The sequence below is a fragment of the Geobacillus sp. FJAT-46040 genome (assembly GCF_002335725.1).
Lineage (GTDB): Bacteria > Bacillota > Bacilli > Bacillales > Anoxybacillaceae > Geobacillus > Geobacillus thermoleovorans.
In genome coordinates this window covers 3,146,279-3,165,907 of record NZ_NISS01000001.1, presented here as the reverse complement: position 1 = coordinate 3,165,907, position 19,629 = coordinate 3,146,279, and the positions used below count along the sequence as shown (strand labels likewise).

Annotated in this window: 16 protein-coding genes and 1 pseudogene; 1 reads left to right on the top strand and 16 read right to left on the bottom strand. The window is 54.8% G+C overall.

Annotation, left to right across the window (positions count from 1 at the left end):
* Positions 1–42: 42 nt before the first annotated feature.
* The 12 genes from CD000_RS16900 to CD000_RS16845 form a co-directional block, all read right to left on the bottom strand.
* The gene (locus CD000_RS16900; protein WP_096226116.1) at positions 43–1,659 is read right to left on the bottom strand and encodes an MDR family MFS transporter; all 1,617 of its coding nucleotides are present in this window, start codon (positions 1,657–1,659) and stop codon (positions 43–45) included.
* Positions 1,644–2,567 carry a TetR/AcrR family transcriptional regulator gene (locus tag CD000_RS16895; RefSeq protein ID WP_096226115.1) on the bottom strand — a complete coding sequence of 308 codons (924 nt, stop codon included), beginning with the start codon at positions 2,565–2,567 and terminating at the stop codon, positions 1,644–1,646. Before CD000_RS16895 ends, CD000_RS16900 begins: the two co-directional genes overlap by 16 nt.
* Positions 2,560–2,700 (bottom strand): hypothetical protein, encoded by a 141-nt coding sequence (locus CD000_RS18915; RefSeq protein WP_033008215.1) that lies wholly within the window; start codon positions 2,698–2,700, stop codon positions 2,560–2,562. The genes CD000_RS16895 and CD000_RS18915 overlap by 8 nt, the downstream gene beginning before the upstream one ends.
* A 201-nt stretch (positions 2,701–2,901) precedes the next feature.
* Positions 2,902–3,774 carry an ROK family protein gene (locus CD000_RS16890; protein ID WP_096226114.1) on the bottom strand — a complete coding sequence of 291 codons (873 nt, stop codon included), beginning with the start codon at positions 3,772–3,774 and terminating at the stop codon, positions 2,902–2,904.
* 162 nt (positions 3,775–3,936) lie between these two features.
* Positions 3,937–4,758 carry a carbohydrate ABC transporter permease gene (locus CD000_RS16885; protein WP_096226113.1) on the bottom strand — a complete coding sequence of 274 codons (822 nt, stop codon included), beginning with the start codon at positions 4,756–4,758 and terminating at the stop codon, positions 3,937–3,939.
* Positions 4,758–5,729, bottom strand: coding sequence for a carbohydrate ABC transporter permease (locus CD000_RS16880; protein ID WP_096226112.1), 972 nt, complete (start codon positions 5,727–5,729; stop codon positions 4,758–4,760). The genes CD000_RS16885 and CD000_RS16880 overlap by 1 nt, the downstream gene beginning before the upstream one ends.
* Positions 5,730–5,790: 61 nt before the next feature.
* Positions 5,791–7,089: an ABC transporter substrate-binding protein gene (locus CD000_RS16875; RefSeq protein ID WP_014196864.1), complete on the bottom strand. Its 1,299-nt coding sequence runs from the start codon at positions 7,087–7,089 to the stop codon at positions 5,791–5,793.
* 314 nt (positions 7,090–7,403) lie between these two features.
* Positions 7,404–8,945 (bottom strand): response regulator transcription factor, encoded by a 1,542-nt coding sequence (locus tag CD000_RS16870; RefSeq protein WP_096226111.1) that lies wholly within the window; start codon positions 8,943–8,945, stop codon positions 7,404–7,406.
* Positions 8,923–10,392 (bottom strand): sensor histidine kinase, encoded by a 1,470-nt coding sequence (locus CD000_RS16865; protein ID WP_096226110.1) that lies wholly within the window; start codon positions 10,390–10,392, stop codon positions 8,923–8,925. Before CD000_RS16865 ends, CD000_RS16870 begins: the two co-directional genes overlap by 23 nt.
* A 162-nt stretch (positions 10,393–10,554) precedes the next feature.
* Complete coding sequence (locus tag CD000_RS16860; protein WP_096226109.1) at positions 10,555–11,568, bottom strand: sugar-binding protein; 1,014 nt, start codon at positions 11,566–11,568, stop codon at positions 10,555–10,557.
* 322 nt (positions 11,569–11,890) lie between these two features.
* Positions 11,891–12,745 carry an Rpn family recombination-promoting nuclease/putative transposase gene (locus CD000_RS16855; protein WP_096226108.1) on the bottom strand — a complete coding sequence of 285 codons (855 nt, stop codon included), beginning with the start codon at positions 12,743–12,745 and terminating at the stop codon, positions 11,891–11,893.
* Positions 12,746–13,192: 447 nt separating this feature from the next.
* Positions 13,193–14,539, bottom strand: coding sequence for a 6-phospho-beta-glucosidase (locus tag CD000_RS16845; RefSeq protein WP_096226107.1), 1,347 nt, complete (start codon positions 14,537–14,539; stop codon positions 13,193–13,195).
* Between the two features lie 124 nt (positions 14,540–14,663).
* Here CD000_RS16845 and CD000_RS16840 point away from each other — a divergent pair, with 124 nt between their 5' ends.
* On the top strand, positions 14,664–15,419 hold the full coding sequence (locus CD000_RS16840) for a MurR/RpiR family transcriptional regulator (RefSeq protein WP_096226106.1): 756 nt from the start codon (positions 14,664–14,666) through the stop codon (positions 15,417–15,419).
* 43 nt (positions 15,420–15,462) lie between these two features.
* Here CD000_RS16840 and CD000_RS16835 read toward each other — a convergent pair.
* The 4 genes and pseudogenes from CD000_RS16835 to pdhA form a co-directional block, all read right to left on the bottom strand.
* Positions 15,463–15,624: pseudogene (locus tag CD000_RS16835) on the bottom strand (family 1 glycosylhydrolase); the annotation flags it as partial.
* A gap of 382 nt (positions 15,625–16,006) precedes the next feature.
* A complete protein-coding gene (locus CD000_RS16830) occupies positions 16,007–17,374 on the bottom strand; it encodes an FAD-binding oxidoreductase (protein ID WP_096226105.1) in 1,368 nt (455 codons plus the stop codon).
* A 109-nt stretch (positions 17,375–17,483) separates the two neighbouring features.
* The gene (locus CD000_RS16825; protein WP_096226104.1) at positions 17,484–18,461 is read right to left on the bottom strand and encodes an alpha-ketoacid dehydrogenase subunit beta; all 978 of its coding nucleotides are present in this window, start codon (positions 18,459–18,461) and stop codon (positions 17,484–17,486) included.
* Positions 18,462–19,541 carry a pyruvate dehydrogenase (acetyl-transferring) E1 component subunit alpha gene (gene pdhA / locus CD000_RS16820; protein ID WP_096226103.1) on the bottom strand — a complete coding sequence of 360 codons (1,080 nt, stop codon included), beginning with the start codon at positions 19,539–19,541 and terminating at the stop codon, positions 18,462–18,464.
* Positions 19,542–19,629: the final 88 nt, after the last annotated feature.

Sequence of the window (19,629 nt, the reverse complement as noted above, 5' to 3'; positions counted from 1 at the left end):
TGAGGCGCGGTCCGCCGTTTTCTTTTCTTCATTCGCATGCCGCTAGGCCTTCTCCTCTGCCTGCTTCAACGGCTTCATCGCCTCCGCCCGATCGGACAAGACGATCCTCTTCAAGCCGAACACGAAAAGCAAGCCGACCGCGATAAACGCGAGCCCGAACCAAAAGACCGCCTGCAGGGAATCGACAAGCGACTGCTTCAGCACCGGCACGAACATGTCCCGAAGCGGCGCTGGAATTTTCGCCATCGCTTCCGGGCTGAGCAAGACGGAATACAGCCCTTGCGGATCGTCATGGATCATGTCCGCAAAGCGGTCGACAGCCCCCTTCGCCTGCGCCGGCAGCACTTCGAGCTTCGGCATGAGCCGTTCGTCAAGCAAGACGCTCGACCGGTGGTTCATGATGGCGCCAAGCACTGTCATGCCAAACGTCCCACCGATCGAGCGGAAAAATTGGCTTGAAGACGTCACCACGCCAAGCTCCGATTTCGGAAAGCTTTCTTGCAAAGCAAGCGTTAAAATCGGCATCACGAGCCCTGTACCGAGTCCAAGCACGATCATATACAGCGTTGCCGTCCATTTTGACGTATCGACATCCATCGTGCCAAGCAAGCCAAACGCTGACAACATAATGGCCATGCCGACGATCAGCTGTGTTTTCACACCAATTCGGTAAACGAGTCGGCCGCCAACGACACTGCCGATAATCATCGTAATCATCATCGGTGTCATAATCGTTCCTGACTCTGTGGCACTTACCCCAACCACCCCTTGCATAAAAAACGGGACGAACATGATGGCTCCGAACATACCGACGCTCATAAAAAAGCCGATGCCATTGAGCAGCGTAAACGTCCGGTTGCGGAAGAGCCAAAGCGGAATGATCGGCTCCTCCGCCCGTTTTTCCGCCCAAACAAACAAAGCGAAAAAGACAACCGCGGCCGCAAACAACGAAACGATTTGCCACGACCCCCATGGATATCGGTCGCCGCCAAACGTCAACCCCAACAACAAGCTGACGACACCTGCCGTCAACGTCGCCATCCCGGCGATGTCAAATTTCACCGGCCCTTCGGCTTTATATTTGCTTAACCCCATCGCAATCAGCACCGTGGCGAGAATGCCGACCGGCAAGTTGATGTAAAACACCCAGCGCCAGTTCAAATGGTCGACGATAAAGCCGCCGATTTGCGGGCCCAGCACTGAAGCGAGACCGTACAAACCGCCGAACACCCCTTGCCATTTCGCCCGCTCCTTGCCGGTGAACACGTCACCGATGACAATCATCGCCATCGGCATCATAATCCCGCCGCCCAGTCCTTGAATGCCGCGGTAAAGGATGAGCTCGGTCATATCGTTCGCCATGCCGCAAAGCGCTGAACCAGCCATAAAAATGACCAACCCGCTCACATAGACAATCCGACGGCCCAATAAGTCGGCAAGCTTCCCGGCGATCGGCACGACCGTCGTCGACGTCAACATATACGCTGTCGTCAGCCACGTCATAATCCCCAATCCGTGAAGCTCCCCGACGATGCGCGGCATCGCCGTGCCGACGATCGTCCCGTCTAATGCCGCAAAGAGCATCGCAATAATGAGCCCGGTGATCAGCAGCGAGCGATGACGAATGGTGCTCGTCGGCACTGCTATCGCTTTTTCCATACTTCTCTCTCCCATCCGTTTTGTCGTTGGTATTCATCCATTTCTTTGACCAATGCATCCAAAGCCGGTGCCAGTTGAGACGTTTGTTGATGACGCAAATACAACAGCAGCGCTTCGACGATATAGGCGCGGGGCGGCGCGTGCCGTCCAAGCAGCTCTTCCTCCAGCGCTGCTATGGCTTCGAGCACATCGCTTGCCTGCTTTGGATCGAGATCGTTGACAGCCTCCCGGACGGCGGCGAACGCGGAAGCCAGCCGCTCCCGCTGACGCTCGCGCTCCTGCTCCTCCATCTTCACCCATGGCGCAAACGACTCTTCCGTCAAAAGCGGACGCTCCTCAGCCGTGAAGCTAGCGACAATGGCATCAAGGCGGCGCATGAGAAAACGAGCCGCCTCGTCCGCATCAAACGCCTCCTCGCGAAAAAAGAAGTAAAACAAATATTGCCGGATGATGCCGTTCGTCATCATGGCCACATCATACACATACGGACCAACCGCCTCGCCATAGACCTCCGTTAGGCGCGTGCAATACCATAAAAAAAGGCGCCCATGCTGGCGGAACATATACCGCTCCACTTCCGGATTGACTTTCGGCAATTGTTCCGACATGATCATGCGCAAAAAGTCTTTGTACTCGCGAATGCGAGAAAAATGGGCCGCCAACTGGCGGACAAACCGCTCCTTTTCCGGGCCATCCCCGCCGGATGCCGTGAAATCTGCGACCATTTTTTCGCTGTAATAGCGAAGCACTTCAAGCAATAATTCCTCCTTCGAGGCGAAATGATGGTAAAACGCCCCTTTGGAAATGCCCCACGCCTCGACCAAATCTTGAATCGAGGTGGCATGATACCCTTTTTCCGCAAACAGTTTCATCGCGGTTTCAATAAAGCGAACGCGCCGTTCATCCATGGCAACGACTCATTCCTTTCCCATTCGCTCTCATCCATTGCCGGTACGACGGCAACACCGCGCGCGGTTTCACGACATCAACCCGTACGCCGCGCTGTTGCAGCCATTCTACCAACCGTCGAACATGGATCATTGTCCTCGCCTCCATATCACTTATGACCAAATGGTCAAAATAATTATAAACCAACGTCATAAAGATACGCAACTCAAAAACGATTTTTTTGACCAATAGGTCGATTTTTTGCTAATTCCATTGAACAATCGGTCAATATCCCTGCCTTCAAACAAAAAACGGCCCCACCGCCTGATTGAAGACGGTGAACGGCCGTCCTTGCTATTCGATCGCTCTCGCCGCCAGCGCCAAGGCACCCGCAACACCGGCGTTGTCGCCAAGCCCTGGGAGGACGATGTACTCGTCGATCTTCTCGAGAATCGCTTCGTGCTGAACATACCCATTGAGCAACTCCTGCACATAGCGGCGCACAAGCGGCAACACGTGCGTCTGCTTCATGACGCCTCCGCCCGTGATCACCTTTTTCGGCGATAACACGAGAATGTAGTTGGCAATCGCCTGGGCAAGATAAAAGGCTTCCAACTCCCATACTTCACGGCGGTCCGCCAATTCCGCCCCTTTTTTCCCCCAGCGCCGCTCAATCGCGGGACCAGACGCCATCCCTTCTAGACAGTCGCCGTGGTATGGGCAGACGCCGGCAAACGCGTCATCCGGATGGCGGCGGACCAAGATATGCCCCATCTCCGGGTGAAGCAGCCCATGCAACAGGCGGCCCTCGACGATTGCCCCAACGCCGATACCCGTTCCGACCGTCATGTACAGGCAGCTGTCAAGCCCTTGCGCCGCCCCCCAGCGCAGCTCACCGAGCGCCGCCGCGTTGACATCCGTGTCAAAGCCGATCGGCACGGGAAAATGCTGCTTCATCGTGCCGACAAAATCAAACTGCGCCCACGCCTGTTTCGGCGTGCTCGTAATATACCCGTACGTCGGACTGTCCGGACGCAAATCGACCGGGCCAAACGACCCGATGCCAATCGCCTCGATGCGGTGCGGACGGAAAAAGTCGATGACGTGCGCCATCGTCTCTTCCGGCGCCGTCGTCGGAAACACCGCTCGTTCATGGATGTTCCCTTGTTCATCGCCGATGGCGCAGACAAATTTCGTGCCTCCAGCTTCAATGGCTCCCAAAATCATATGTACGCCTCTCTTTCTTCATCTGCTCTTTTGTTGTATCTATTTTACTGGAAAAAGGGAGAGGATATCAATGGCAAAAAGCCGCTGATCAGCGGCTTTTTGAAACATAGCGCAATCGATTCTATTGTCTACCGGGTTTGTTGATCTACACTGCTGATTGGCTCACCCCTTCACCGACCCCGCGAGCAAGCCGCGGACGAAGTATTTGCCGAGGAAAATGTACACAAGCAAAGTCGGCAGCGCGGCGAGCAAGGCGCCCGCCATTTGCACGTTCCATTGGACGATTTGACTGCCGGATAAGTTTTGCAAGGCGACCATGATCGGCTGTTTGTCCGATGTCGTGATCGTCACGGCGAACAAAAACTCGTTCCAAATGTTTGTAAACTGCCAGATCGCCACGACGACAAATCCGGTGATGGACAAGGGTAGCATAATATAACGAAAAATACGGACAAACCCAGCGCCGTCGATTTTCGCCGACTCAATCATTTCATCGGGGATCGCCGCGTAGAAATTCCGAAACATCAGTGTGGTGATCGGAATGCCGTAGACGACATGGACGAACACAAGCCCCGGAATCGTGTTGTACAGCCCGATTTCGCGCAAAAATTGGATGAGCGGAATGAGAATGCTTTGATACGGAATGAACATCCCGAACAAAATGAGCGTAAAGAGCGTATCCGCTCCTTTAAACTTCCATTTCGACAGTACATAGCCGTTGAGCGACCCCAACAGCGCGGAGAGCAGCGTCGCCGGCACGACGAGCAAAATCGAGTTCCAAAAGTTCGGGGCCAGCTTTTCAAATGCGGTCGCATAGCTGCTCCAATCGACCGTTGACGGCAGCTTCCACATATCGGCCAATGTCACTTCATCGAGCGGCTTCAAGCTCGTTGTGACCATGACATACACCGGCAACAGGAAAAACACGCTCATGACGAGGGCCAACAAATACAAAAACGGCCGCGCCCACATGGATCTCGCCATCACGATCCCCCCTTGCGGCTTGAGATGAGATACGGAACGATAAAGATGGCGACCGACAGCAGCATCACGATCGCGATCGCCGCGCCGTTGGCGTAATAGTTGCCGCGGAACGTCGTTTCAAACATGTACACGCCCGGCACATCGGTGACAAAGTTCGCCCCCGGCCCGGTCATGGCGTAAATCAAATCGAAAATTTTGAGCGAAATATGAGCCATGATGATGATGACGCTGACAGTGATCGGCCGCAGCAGCGGCAAAATGATTTTCCAATACAATTGAAACTCGGTCGCTCCGTCCATCCGCGCCGCTTCCCGCACTTCATCTGGAATGGCGCGCAGGCCGGCGAGATACATCGCGACGGCAAAGCCAGTCATTTGCCAAACAGCCGCCACGACCACCGCAATGATGGCGACCGGGATGCCAAACTCAATCTTGCCCCAATGAAATCCGAACAGAATGTTCGTATCCGTATACCATTTTCCATCCAAGCCAAGCGGTTTTAAAAACAAGTTGACGCCCGTTGACGGGTTGAACAGCCATTGCCACACGACTCCGGTGACGACAAATGACAAGGCCATCGGGAAGAAGAAAATGTTGCGGAACAGCGACTCGCCGCGCAGTTTTTGGTCAAGCAAAATGGCAAGCAGTTGGCCGAGCACAATGACGGCGGCGATAAACAACACCGTAAACACAAGTGTATTGCGCAAGTCGGCCTGGAAGCGGAAATCATGAAACAAATACAGATAGTTTTTCAACCCGGCAAACGACCAATCCGGCACGAGCGAATTCCAGTTGCTCAAGGACACATACCCCGTCCAGCCGATAAACCCGTACACAAATAAGAAAATCAGTACGACCGACGGTGCCAAAAACGCCGCTGCCAGCCAATGATCGGCCGTCCATTTCCGCTTTTTCCGCACCGCGGGGACATATGCTGTCTTCTCGGCTGGCGTGATGTTGACCGTTTCCACTAAGATCCCTCCTCATGATGACGAAAAGGGGAAGAGAATGGCTCCCGTCCCCTTTTCCCGATTACTTCTTCAGTTCTGCGGCGGCCGATGCCAACGTGTCGATGAACGTCTTCACATCTTTTTGCGTCACGAAAATGTTGACGGCCTGATTGACCTTCGTGACAAACCCTTCCGGCGCTGCTGAACCGTGCGCTAAGCTCGGCGCCAGCTCCGCCGTCTTGAAGTCTTGCATCGTTTGTTTGCCGTATTCATCGTACTTGGACGGATCCGCGTCGATGCGGGCCGGGATGGAGCCTTTCAGCGGGTTAAACGCATCTTGCCCTTCCACCGAACCAAGCACCGATAAGAACTTCTTCACATCGTCCGGGTTTTTCACGCCTTTCGGCAGGCCGAACGTATCGGTAATGACCATAAACTTGCCTTCCGTATTCGGCACCGGCACATAACCGAAGTCTTGGTTCACCTTCAATTTCAAATCGTTGACAAAATAGCCCTTCACCCAGTCGCCCATCACGTACATGGCCGCCTTTCCTTCGGCGACGAGCTGGGCGGCGTCTTGCCAGTTGCGCGAGCTATGGTCTTCGTTAATATAGCCAAGCATTTTCTTAAACGTCTCAACGGCTTGTTTCACTTGTGGGTCGTTAAACGATAATTCTCCCGTCCAAAGTTTCTTGTAGTTTTCCGTTCCGAGCGTGCCAAGCAGCACGTTTTCAAACAGGTGCGTCGCTGCCCACGGCTCTTTGTCGCCTAAGGCGAGCGGCGTAATGCCCTTTGCTTTCAGCTTGTCGGCCACTTGGAAAAACTCGTCGAATGTTTTCGGCGGCTGAAGCCCGTTGTCGGCAAATACTTTTTTGTTGTACCAAAGCACGTTGCCGCGGTGAATGTTGACAGGCACGGAGTAAATGTTGCCGTCTTTGCTCACCATGTCAATCAACGCTTTCGGGAATTTGTCCATCCAGCCTTCTTTTTCATATAAATCGTTGAGCGGCTCCATTTTGCCGGCGGCCACCCAGCCTTCATTCAGCTCCGCTCCGCCGTGTACTTGGAACGTCGATGGCGGATCGTTTCCTTGCATGCGGCTCGCCAACACCGCCTTGGCGTTCGTTCCCGCCCCGCCGGCCACCGCCGCGTTTTCGACTTCAATATCCGGATATTTTTCTTGGAACAGTTTGATGAGCGCTTTTAAGCCGTCTTCCTCACCGGCTCCGGTCCACCAGCTGAAAATCTCGAGCTTCTCTCCCGCTTTTTGGCTGCCTTGTTTGGCGTCATCGGACGAAGAAGAGTTCGAGCTGCTGCAGCCCGACAGTGCCATACCGACGCCAAGCGCCAACGCCAGCCATGCGGATGCTTTCTTTCTCATGTTCCTCCCCCTTTTCCGTTTGTTTTTGAAACCCCTTTCAATGTTGAGTGTACCATGGGCCGCTTATCAATCGGCGGCTTGATTTCTTCACTTTTTTGCGTTTTTCTTCACTTTTTTGTTTTCCGTTCTCCTGTCAGGCAAGCGGTGTGCAGCGGACTGCCATTTCGCTTTTATGGCGCGAAAAAAGCCCGTCTCCCCATCAGGGGGGCGGGCTTCGCTTCGGACGCCGGAAGAAGGGCGGAGCCTGCTTTGTCCGCGGGACTTACCTTTTGACTTGCCATGCACCTTCCTTGTTGGAGACAGCACTCCCCTTGTCAGCGCGCCTGTACTTTTTTCCGGTATTCGCTCGGCGACAGGCCGGTTTGCTTTTTAAAGACGCGGCTGAAATAGTTGGGGTCGTTGTAGCCGACTGAAAAACAAATTTCTTTTAAGCTTTGATCCGTCTCAGCCAGCGCTTCTTTCGCCCGTTCGATGCGCACGTTCGTCACGTAGTCGATAAAGGTGATGCCAAACTGCTCTTTGAACAGTTTGCTGAAGTAGTATGGGCTCATCCCGGCTTGTTCCGCCACCTCCTCAAGCGTCAGCGGCTCGGCGTAGTGACGGTCAATGTAGTCTTTCGCCTTGCCGAGTTTGCCGTGAGCTTGCTGCTGGCGCCAAACCTCGAGATCAGCGGCGATGCGGTCCAGTTCATCAAGCGCCGCTCGCTTCAATTCTGCCGCCGACCGGCAGGAAGCAAAGGAAGCGAGCCGCTCATAACGAATGCCCAGCTCCGATAGAAGACGCCCGAGCCACACAAAGGTCTCTTCCGCTTTGCGGCCGGCGGCCGGCAGTGAATGAGAAGAGGCCAGTTCCTCTATATACGTCAGACAAATCATCCGGGCTTGCTCGATGTCGCCAAGGCGCAGCGCTTCAAACAGCTGTTTATCCCGTTCCGCTTCCCCGCCGGCGCGCGTCGCTTCCGCCGGCAGAAACCCCACTTGTGCTTTTTGCCGGTCGGCGTAATAATGAGCGGCCGACAGCGCCTCATAGTACGAGGAACGAAGTTGGTCAAGGCGGGAAAACGGGGAGCCGAGCCCGATATACAGCGCGGCGCCGTACTGGGCCGAAAACTGCCGCGCCAAATCGAGCGCCAATGCCTGGATGACGGGCTTCCAGGCTGGCTCGCCATCGTTTGGGCTGCGGAAAAACAAGACCGGCAGGCGCCGGTTCGCCATCCGCCCGATCCAATAGCGCGTTGGCGCCTTCCCGCTAAGCTGCTTGTCCAGCCATGATTTCCATTCGTCAGCCACCCCTGCATCCGGGAACTGAATGACGAGGAACATCCCCGACGCAATCGAAAACGGCAGCAGTTCCTTCCACCGCTCCCACTCATCAGCCGATACGTCTTCTGTCATGAGGACGGACAGCCATTCGCTTTCCACAAGCGTCTGCAACCGGCGAATCTGCTCCTCGAGCTGGCGGCTGCTCTCCTCGTGTCGCCGCTTGGCCGCCACTTCTTGGCTGACCCGTTCCAAAGCCGAAATGACCTCCTCCTTCCGGCTCGGTTTCAATAAATATTCCTTGACACCAAACCGCATCGCTTGTTTCGCATAGTCGAACAAATCAAACGCCGACACAATAATGAACTCCAGATCGAGGCCGTCTTGGCGAATCGCTTCGATCGCTTGCAGCCCGTCAAGGCCGGGCATTTTGATGTCAATCAGCATGATATCCGGACGATAACGCTTGGCGATCTCGACCGCCTCGCGCCCGTTGGCGCCCTCGGCGACCACCTCGATATCCGGAAGGTGGTCGCTAATCATTTTGCAAAGCGCTCTTCGCTCCAACGCCTCATCATCGACGATCGCCACTTTCACCGTTCATCCCCCCTTGCCATCTTGGCAGCCATAACCGCACCGTCGTTCCTTTTCCTAGTGCAGACTCGATTTCGGCCACATCCATCACTCCGTAAAACAGCTGCAGTCGGCGAATGACATTGTGCAAGCCGATGCCGGTTGAATGGCCGCGCCCTTGCTCACGGCGCGTCCGCGGTTCTTCGCCGCGGATCAACGCTTCAATCTCCGCTTTCACCTGCTCATCCATGCCAACGCCATTGTCGCGCACTTCCACAACGACCCGCCCGTTTTCGGCGAAAACGGACACGGACAGCTCGGCTCCCTGCTCGTACGTCTCAATGCCATGGATGAACGCATTTTCAATCAGCGGCTGCAACGTGAGCGGCGGAATCGGTTGATCGAGGCAAGATGGTTCCGCCTCTAACGAAAACTTGATCCGATCAAAAAACCGCGTCTGCTGGATGAAGAAATATTCACGGGCGATGCGCACCTCATCGGCAAGCGTCACCGTCCGCTGCAAATCACCCAAGTTGTAGCGCAAAATGGCCGCCACCGCTTCAATCAGCCGCGACGTTTGCTGGGCGTCCTCCAAGTACGCCATCTTCGCAACCGTGTTCAGCGTATTGAATAAAAAATGCGGATTGATTTGGCTTTGCAAGCTTTTGAGTTCCAGCTCCTTCACCAGCCGGTCGAGCTCAGCCTTTTGTTTCATCTCCGCAATCAGCTGCTTTAAATTGCGGCGCATGTCATTAAACGTGATCGTCAACAGCCGCAGCTCATCGTTGGTCATCGGCTCAATATCCGGCCCGTCCAGCCGCCCGTCAGCGATGGATCGGGCAGCGCGCGAGAGAAGAATGATCGGCTTCGTTAAGTGGCCGGAAAAGAACACCGCCAGCAAGGCGCCAAGCAACAACGTCGTGACAAACAATCCCATTCCCATATAGCGGAAATAGCGGTTGCGCCGCTCCACTTCATCGTACCGCCGTTGGTAGGCCGTCAGCTCATCGTCAATCAAGTTTAACGTTTCCTCTTGCAAAAAGGACGCAATGTTCATCGTTTCATGCAAGTGGGATGAGTACAAGCCAATATTTCCAGCTTGAAAATGATAGACCGTCAGCGCCGCCTCCTCCAGCAAACTTTCAATCATATGTTCATAGTTTTCCGCCGCCAGCCGGTCGGACAGCACTGGCAAGATGGCGCCGAGCTGCCGGCGGCGTTGCTGCAGCCAGCGGAACTCCCGCTCATAAGCGCGTGCATACCGTCCTTCTTTTTCCGAGACGTACGCATTGAGCTGTTCCATCATTCGGTTTGCCCGCTGCGACACCTCATTGAGCAACAACAATCGGCGCATCCGTTGATCATAATCGCTCATCATCTCTTCGCTCGTCTGATACAAAAGAAACACCGCTCCGTTCAGCAAAAGCAAAAAAACGGTAAAGCAAAGCAGCATCTTCGTCCGAATGTTCATCTGAATTCCACCCCGCTGTCACCGGCGCTTTGTTGCCTGCATCGTCCTGCCGCTTCAAGTCGAACGTGTTCGAACGTCAAGGACGGCCATCTCTCATGCTTTAGCGCTCGCCAACCCTTCTCCGCTTTCAGCCCCCTCCCTACGGAGGCCTGGCAGGCCCCTTCATGGCGTGTTGACCTCATAATTGCGCGCCGGGCGCAGCGGCAAGTCTTTTTTCCGAATGACTTTCGTCTCCGTATTCGTCACCACCGGCACGTCTTTCCCGGCGACGATCTCGGCCATCATTTTGACAGCCTTGTATCCCATTTCATACGGCTCCTGCACCACCGTCGCCGCAATCGTTCCTTTTTGCAAATAGCGGATCGTCTCCGGCAGCGTGTCAAAGCCAATAATATACGTCTTTTGCTCCCGATGAAACTGCTCGACCACCTTGGCAACGCCAATCGCATCAAGCGCGCTCGTGCCGTAAAACGCATTCACATCCGGGTGCTTTTTCAAAATCGTATACGCCTTTTCCGCGGCTTGCACACGCGTAATGTGCGACTCTTCGATGGCAACGATGCGGATTCCTTTTTCCTGTCTCACTGCATCCTCAAATCCGCGCACTCGCAGCTGTTGGTGCGCCGCCGTCAAACTGCCGGTAATAATCGCGACCGTCGCCTTGCCCTTTGTATCCTCAGCCAACGCCCGTCCCGCGAGAAAACCGGCATAATAATTATCCGTTCCCACATAGGCGACGCGTCGGCTCGTTGGAGCATCCGTATCGATCGTCACCACAGGAATATTCTTGTCCGTGATTTCGTTAATCACTGGGACAAATTCCGCTTCCGTCAACCCTTGGGTGATGATCCCATCGACTTTCGCTGCCGCGGCTTTTTTCAAAATGCGCAAATGCTCATCAATATTCGCCTGCCGCGGGCCGATATACTCGAGGTCAACCCCCAGTTCTTTCGCCGCCGCTTTCGCTCCTTTTTCCACGAGCCGCCAGTAATCATTATCGAGTTCCTCCGGCACAAGCACGAAATGATAGGCCTCTTTTGTTGTTTCCGGAACCCGTTCCTTTTCTGATTTCGGATACGCATACACGTTCCAAGCGCAATAGGCGGTGAAGGAAGCGCTTCCAATCAGCGCGACGATGCCGCCCCCGTAAAACAGCCGTTTCCACCAATCGCGCATCTTGATCCCTCCTACCGCCATTGTACACGAACGTCGGGGCGCTAGCCTAGACAAAAGAAAATGGATGAATTGCATCTATCCTGAAAATACCCGAACTCCAAAATGTGTAAAGTTGTAAAATTCAACATAGAGGTCTTTTCATCCTTCCGATGGTGACGAAATTTTTTGTCATGGGAGTCTATATGAAATCCAAATAGGGGGCAGTCTGGCCGTCATCATTCGCCATGCGGCGGTGGCCATGCCCATCATCAAGTGCAGAACGAGCAAAAAAACCCCGTTCCGAAACAAGCTCGCTGCATCGGAACGGGGTCTCTCCACTCGTTTATCCTTTCAACTTTTCCACCGCCTCCACTGGCAGTCCGGTCAACTCACAAATCGTTGGCACATCATATCCTTTCCCTAACATCCGTTTCGCAACGTCCATCTTGCCTTTTTCCATCCCCTTTTCCACCCCCCGTTGCTCGTACGACACGATGAGATCCGTCACTTTTTTCGCTTCCTTCGTTTCCATTTCGTTCACCTCGTTTCGCAATTGGATTTCCTCTTGTTCGGACAGCGTCAAATACGTCTCAAAAAAACCAAACAACAGCCGCTGTTTCGCTTCATTAAGCTCCAAACGGACGAGCATGCGCAAAAATTCTCTTTTCACGGCCACTCTTTCACTTTCATTATACCCCATTTTGCTTAACAAGGCGGCCGCGACCGGGTTATCGCGGCGAATGTACTCACGCCATGGCTGTTTGCGCAGTTCAACAGTAAGAAAGCGGAAATCGACAACGGTTAGGAACGGAAACTTGATGGTGAACGAGGACGGTTCATCGCGGTGTTCGTCATAGCTGAAGATGGCAATGGGAAGAATGCGACGGCGGTATTTTTGAAACAAACGGCTGACATAAAGGAATATGCGCTCGGGAAACGTCGGCTGCGTGTAACTTTGGTGTTCGATATGGACGATGATCAGCCCATCTTCCCCTTTCAATTTTGTTTCCACCAATAGATCCACACGGTGCTTTTCGCCGGCCGCCACATCCGTAAACACCTCTTCGGACAAAAAGGAGACGTGGCGGAAGTCGACTTGTTCATACACGTGCGGAAAAAACAGAAGCAAAAACTCTTCAAAAAACGTCGACAACAACTCCTTAAACAGCCGATCATGGTCGATTCGCGTTTCGGACACGGTCTCCCTCCTTGTGATATTTGAACTTCCTTTATTTTCTTCGCCGCGCCTTAGGCAAAATCCTGCCGAAAAGGCTGGTGAAAAGCATTGATTTTGTCTAAAATAAGGGGAATGTGAATGGGAAGAAAGCCCTTGTGTTGTGCGGCTTTTCACGATGAAATGACAAAGCCGCCTGTCACTGGCGGCCTTGTCAATCGCTTTTCCAAACGATTTAGTTTCCAGCTACTGTTTTGGCCTGTGTGAACTACCCACCACCTACGCTTCGCTTAGAGGTGGGGGCTTCAAGCGACTTGTGTGTGTTCGCTGAACGGTAAGCCACACACAAGAACCCTTTACGCTTCCCTTCGTTCCGAAGGTGTCCGTTTTAGCCATATTCTATCATATTCGTTGGCTAACGCCAACCGAAATTCATCTCCCACTTTCACTGGTGCTGGCGCACCTTCACGTTTAGAAGTAGGAGACTTCTTTCGGAGGGAAGTTAAAAAACTGCGGCAAATGTTCTTTATGCGCTTCAAGCATTTCGTCCAACATTTGTTTGGCGATGGTGTCAGACGGGACAAGCGGGTTGATCGTCATGGCGACGAGCGCGGTTTGGTAGTCGCCAGTGACCGCCGCTTCGGCTGCGACGCGCTCGAACGACTTGATTTGCTGGACGAGCCCGCGCACCGCGACCGGCAAGTCGCCGACGGCGATCGGTTTCGGCCCATCTTTTGTGATGACGCAGTTGACCTCAACGGCTGATTCTGGCGGAATGCTGGCAATGGCGCCGTTGTTTCTCGTGTTGACCGGCTGAATGTCGCGCTTGTCGTTGTAGATGGAGCTGATCAAGCTGCACGCGGCGTCGCTGTAGTACGCCCCACCACGCTGTTCGAGCTGCGGCGGCTTGATGGCCAAGTTCGGGTCTTTGTAAAGCTCGAACAGCTCTTTTTCGAGCTGCTGCACAACCTCGGCGCGCGTCCCTTTCGTTTTCGCCGCCTCCAGCTCCTCGGCGAGCATTTTGTCTGTTTGGTAGTAATACCGGTGGTACGGGCAAGGCAGCACTTTCAGCCCTTTTAGGAAATCCGGCTCCCAGCCAAGGTCGACGATATTTTTCATCGTCACACCGGAACGATCCGGATGGGCAAGGAGGTCGATCACCTTTTCCGTCACCCGGACGCCGTCCAGATAGACGTGCAAGCCAAACACCATATGGTTCAAGCCGGCAAAATCAATGTGCACGCGGTCGGCATCAACGCCAAGCAGCTTGGCGACGCCCATGCGCATGCCGATCGGCACGTTGCACAACCCGACGACTTTCTCCTGCTTCGTATAGCGCAAGACGGCTTCTGTCACCATTCCAGCCGGGTTTGTGAAGTTGATCAGCCATGCATCGGGGCAAAGCTCTTCCATATCGCGAATGATGTCCAAAATGACCGGAATCGTCCGCAATCCCTTAAACAATCCGCCCGGGCCGTTTGTCTCCTGGCCGATCACCCCGTATTTGAGCGGGATGCGCTCGTCTTTCGCCCGTGCCTCTAGGCCGCCGACACGAAATTGCGTCGTAACAAAGTCTGCTCCTTCCAAAGCCCGGCGGCGGTCTAGTGTCAAATGAATCTCAATGGGCACACCGGCTTTTTCGACCATCCGTTTGGCCAGTGCGCCAACGATTTCGAGTTTTTCTTTGCCTTCCGGAATATCGACAAGCCACAATTCCCCGACCGGCAATTCATGATAACGCTTGATCAACCCTTCGACCAATTCCGGCGTGTAGCTCGACCCGCCGCCGATCGTCGCCATTTTCAATCGTTTCCCCATACTCCTCTTCCCCTTTCGCCCAGTTGGGCATGGTATAATCAATGTAGGAATCAACCAGTGGGCTTGAAAGCGCCATCCTTTCCCGGCTATCGCATGTTCTGTCCCATGAAAGCGAGGTATCCCGATGTTCACTCCCGAACAAATCGCTCAGTTCTCCGAACTCGACTACGCCATTTACGACTATGTGATGAAACATCCGCATGAAGTCGCGTACATGCGCATCCGCGAGCTCGCCGAGGCCGTCCATGTCTCGCCGCCGACTGTGCTCCGCTTTTGCAAAAAGGTCGGATGCGAAGGGTTCAGTGAATTTAAAACGAAATGGAAGCTGTATTTGCGCGAGACAAAGCGAACCGCGATCATCAGCAGTCAAGAGGCGCTTAAGGAATTTTTCGAACGGACGCTGACCGCCGATTACGAGCGGACCATTCTGGATGCGGCAGCCGCGATCGCCCGGGCGGATCACGTGATTTTTGTCGGCTCCGGCAGCTCCGGCATTTTGGCTGAATACGGATCGCGCTATTTTTCTGCCTTTCAAAAGTTTTCCGTCTACATCAAGGACCCGTTTTTTCCGATTTACGGCCATTATTTCCACAACTGCGCCGTGATCGCCTTGTCGGTGTCTGGAGAGACGTCCTATACGCTCGCCCAAGTGCACCGGTTCAAGGAAAACGGCAGCACGATCATCAGCATCACCAATCGGAAACATTGCACACTCGCGAACATCTCGGACTACAACTTGACATACTATACCACGCCGGAGCGGATCGGACAGACGGATGTCACCACTCAGCTTCCGGTCGTCTACTTGCTTGAGCGGCTGGCGAAGGAAATGTATCGGTTGCTGCCGGCGCAGACTGACCGCGGGCCGAGCGGGCGGTGACAAGGCTACAGCTCGGCACCGTTCGTCGCAATCACACGCTGATACCATTTGTTCCCTTAAACGTTCGGCCCGGCTGTTTGGCAAACACATCCCATACCGATAATCCTTTTCCATCTTCGTTCCACGCCCCTTCGACTTGATACGCAGCTGATGCCGCACCCCATAAAAACTCAGGCGGGAACGGTTTCAGATGGCGATGCTCCATTCAAATCGTCTCCTTTCCCAAAGCAACCCCCGTCGATTGAATCGTTTTATCTATCACCAATAAACCGCGTTTAATGCAAAAAGTAAAGGGCGCGGCGGCTTTTTGTAACGAGATGAACGTGAAAAACAATTGTTTCTTCGGAGTAACAAACTGTTACAAAAAGGATAAGAAAAGCAAGCGCGCAGTATGCAAAAAGCAACCGTGAGGACGTTCCATGAAATGCGAGCAACGGCACTCTCCATCCTTGTAGAGAAACACAAGAAGAAAAAGGTGCTCCGTTCCATTGAGAGCACCCTTTTCCCCATAAAGGCCCGTCTTCAGCCCATTTATGTTTGGGAGAAATATTCAACCTAATCCATCGAGCCGCCATACAGATGAAGCGTTACGGCAAAAAGATTTTCCCTGGATTGAGAATGCCGTTCGGGTCAAACAGCTGTTTCAACCGTTTCATCCAAAGCACGGCGTCTCCTTTTTCTTCACGCAAAAACGCCCGTTTGCCGATGCCGATGCCGTGCTCTCCCGTGCACGTGCCGCCGCGCGATAAGGCATAGCGGACGATATGGGCGTGCACGCGTTCGATCCGCGCCATCTCATCCGCATCGTTCGGGTCAAAGGCAAGCACCGTATGGTAATTGCCGTCGCCGACATGGCCGAAAATCGCGGCGGTCATGTTCTGCTCGTTGACAAGCCGACGCGTATCGGCGATCGCCCCCGGCAGCTCGGACAGCGGCACGCACACATCAGTTGAGAGCATCGCCTTGCCTGGATAGGCGGCTTGAATGGCGAACGCCGCATGGTGGCGCGCTTCCCAAAGCTTCGCGCGGGCGAGCGAGTCGGTCTCGACCACAAACGAAACGGCGCCCTCCCCTTCGCACAATTCGTTGACAAGCTTTGTTCCGTCCTCGACGCTTGACGGGCTGCCGCTCAGTTCAATAAACAGCGTCGGTTTCACTGGATAATCGGTTTTTTTGTACGCATTGACCGCCGCGATCGTCGCCTCGTCAACGAGCTCGATTTTGCCGGGGCCGACGCCGGACCGCAAAATGGCAAACGCCGCTTGCGCCGCCGCCTCAAGCGATGGAAAACACACTTTGATCGCATTGGTCGCCTCTGGAATGCCATGCAGGCGGACGACGAGGCGGGTGAACACGCCAAGCGTCCCTTCCGACCCAACGAACAAGCCGGTCAAGTCATAGCCGGCCGACGATTTCACCGCCAAACTTCCCGTCTGAATGACTGAACCGTCCGCGAGCACCACCTCTAATCCGAGCACTTGATCGCGCATGACGCCGTACTTGACGCAGTTCGTTCCGCTCGCATTCGTCGCCGCCATGCCGCCGATCGTCGCGTCGGCCCCCGGGTCGACTGGGAAAAACAGTCCGTATCGCTTCAGCGCCTCATTCAGTTGCAGCCGCGTCACCCCCGGCTCGACGATGGCGAGAAAATCGTCCGGGCGAATGTCGATGATGTGGTTCATCAACGTCAAATCCAAACTGATGCCGCCCGCAACTGGAATGACATGCCCTTCCAAGCTCGTGCCGGCGCCAAACGGCGTCACAGGGATGCGGTGCTCGTTGGCAAACGCCATCACCCGGCTCACTTCCTCCGCCGTTTTCGGAAACACGACGACATCTGGCGCATGCGGCGCATGGTAGGCGATGCCTTTGCTGTGGTGTTCGAGCACCGTTTCATTGATGCTCACCCGCTCGCGGTCGCCGATCAATTCCAGCAGTGATTCGTATACGTTCATCGTTCTCCTCCTCACCCGATCGGATCAAGCGGTGCCATCCATCGATGCGCCACCTTTTCTCTTGACGCACTCTGATGGTGGATCGATCGACCCGGATGGCATGGTTCGTTTAGTATCGCAGCAGCGTTTCGATCCCTTCCACGATGCGTTCGGCGTTCGGCAGCCAATCATCCTCGACCGACGGCACCGGGTACGGCGTGTCGTAGCCGGCGATACGCACGATTGGAGCTGATAGAGAAAACAGCGCCCGTTCGCTGATCAAGGCCGCCACTTCCGCGCCAAACCCGCCTGTTTTCACCGCTTCATGGACGATCATCACCCGTCCCGTTTTTTCCACCGAAGTGATGATGGTGTCGATATCAAGCGGCTGCAGGCAGCGAAGGTCGATCACCTCCGCATTGACCCCTTTCGTTTGCATCTCGGCGGCGATTTTGGCGACAAGCGGCACGGTCGGCCCCCACGTGAGGATCGTCACATCTTCTCCTTCTTTGACGACCCGCGCTTGGCCGAGCGGAATCGTGTACGGTTCTTCCGGCACCTCCATCCGAAACGCCCGATACAGCTTCATCGGCTCCAAAAACAAAACCGGGTCTTCATCGCGAATGGCGGAAATCAATAGCCCTTTCGCATCGTAAGGATTGGACGGCATGACCACTTTTAAGCCTGGGGAATGGGCAAACAGCGCCTCGAGCGCATCCGAATGCAATTCGGGCGTCCGCACCCCGCCGCCGTACGGGCTGCGCACAACGATGGGGCACGAAAACCTCCCGGCGGAGCGGAAGCGGATGCGCGCCGCCTGGGCCGCCAGCTGGTCCATCGCCTGGTACACAAACCCGAGAAACTGAATTTCGGCAATCGGCCGCATGCCATTGATCGCCAAACCGATTGACGTGCCGATAATGCCCGATTCCGCAAGCGGCGTATCAAACACACGCCCCTCGCCAAATTGCTCAAGCAGCCCGTCCGTCGCCCGGAAGACGCCGCCGTTTTCGCCGACATCCTCGCCAAGCACGATGATGCGCGAATCGCGCTCCATCTCTTGGCGCATCGCTTCATTGATCGCTTCAATCATCGTCAGCTCGGCCATTTATCTCACCCCGCTCCGTTGTTTGCGCCGCATCACTTCTTCTTTTTGCTCGGCAAGCAATGTTGGCGCTTCGCTGTACACGTAATCGAATACATCGACAATCGAACCGGACTTGCTGGCGATGGCCGCCTCGTACGCCGCCGTCACTTCGTCATTCACTTGGGCGACAAGTGCTTCTTCTTGCGCTTCCGTCCATAATCCGCGCCGTTTAAGCAGCACGCGCAGACGGTAAAGCGGATCTTTCATCCGCCATGCTTCCACCTCTTCCGGCCGGCGGTATTTCGTCGGGTCGTCCGCCGTCGTGTGCGGCCCAAGCCGATAGGTGAGCGCCTCGATCAACATAGGACCCTCGCCGCAGCGGGCGGCTTCGACCGCCTGTTTCATCGTTTCATAAACCGCCAGCACATCGTTGCCGTCAACGAGCACCCCTTTCATTCCGTAAGCGAGCGCTTTTTGCGCGATCGTCCGGCTTGCCGTCTGTTTCCGGTACGGGACGCTAATGGCGTACTGGTTGTTTTGGCAGAAAAAGATGACCGGCACGTTGTACACCGCGGCAAAATTCATCGCTTCATGAAAATCGCCCTCTGACGTCGCGCCATCGCCAAAATACGCCACCGATACGTGCAATTCGCCTTTCAATTTCGACGCCCACGCGCAGCCGACCGCATGCAACGTCTGCGCCGCGATAATGATTTGCGTTGGGAAAATGTTCAATCCTTCCGGCATCCGCTTTCCCGACAGGCGGCCCTGCACATAATGGAAAAACTGCTCAAGCGGCATGCCGTGCATCAAGCAGACCGCCACTTCGCGGTAGCTCGGGAAAATCCAGTCGTCTTTTCGAAGCGCAAGGGCGCTGCCGATTTGCGCCGCCTCTTGACCGCTAAACGGGGCATACGTCCCGATCCGCCCTTGCCGCTGCATGCGCAAAAGCCGCTCATCAATGACGCGCGCCCGCCGCATTTCCCGGTAGGCACGAAGCAGCCACTCATCGGAAAACGCCGCTAACTTCTCCTCATCGCCATTTCCGTTTTCATCGAGAATTCGCACGATCTCGACCGGCAATTTGTCCGGGTCAAACATGGGCTTCCCTCCTCATCATTTTTTCATCACGGCCCAGCTGCTTCTCTTTGGCGCTCGCTCTCTTCCAGCACGAAGACATGTCCTCCTA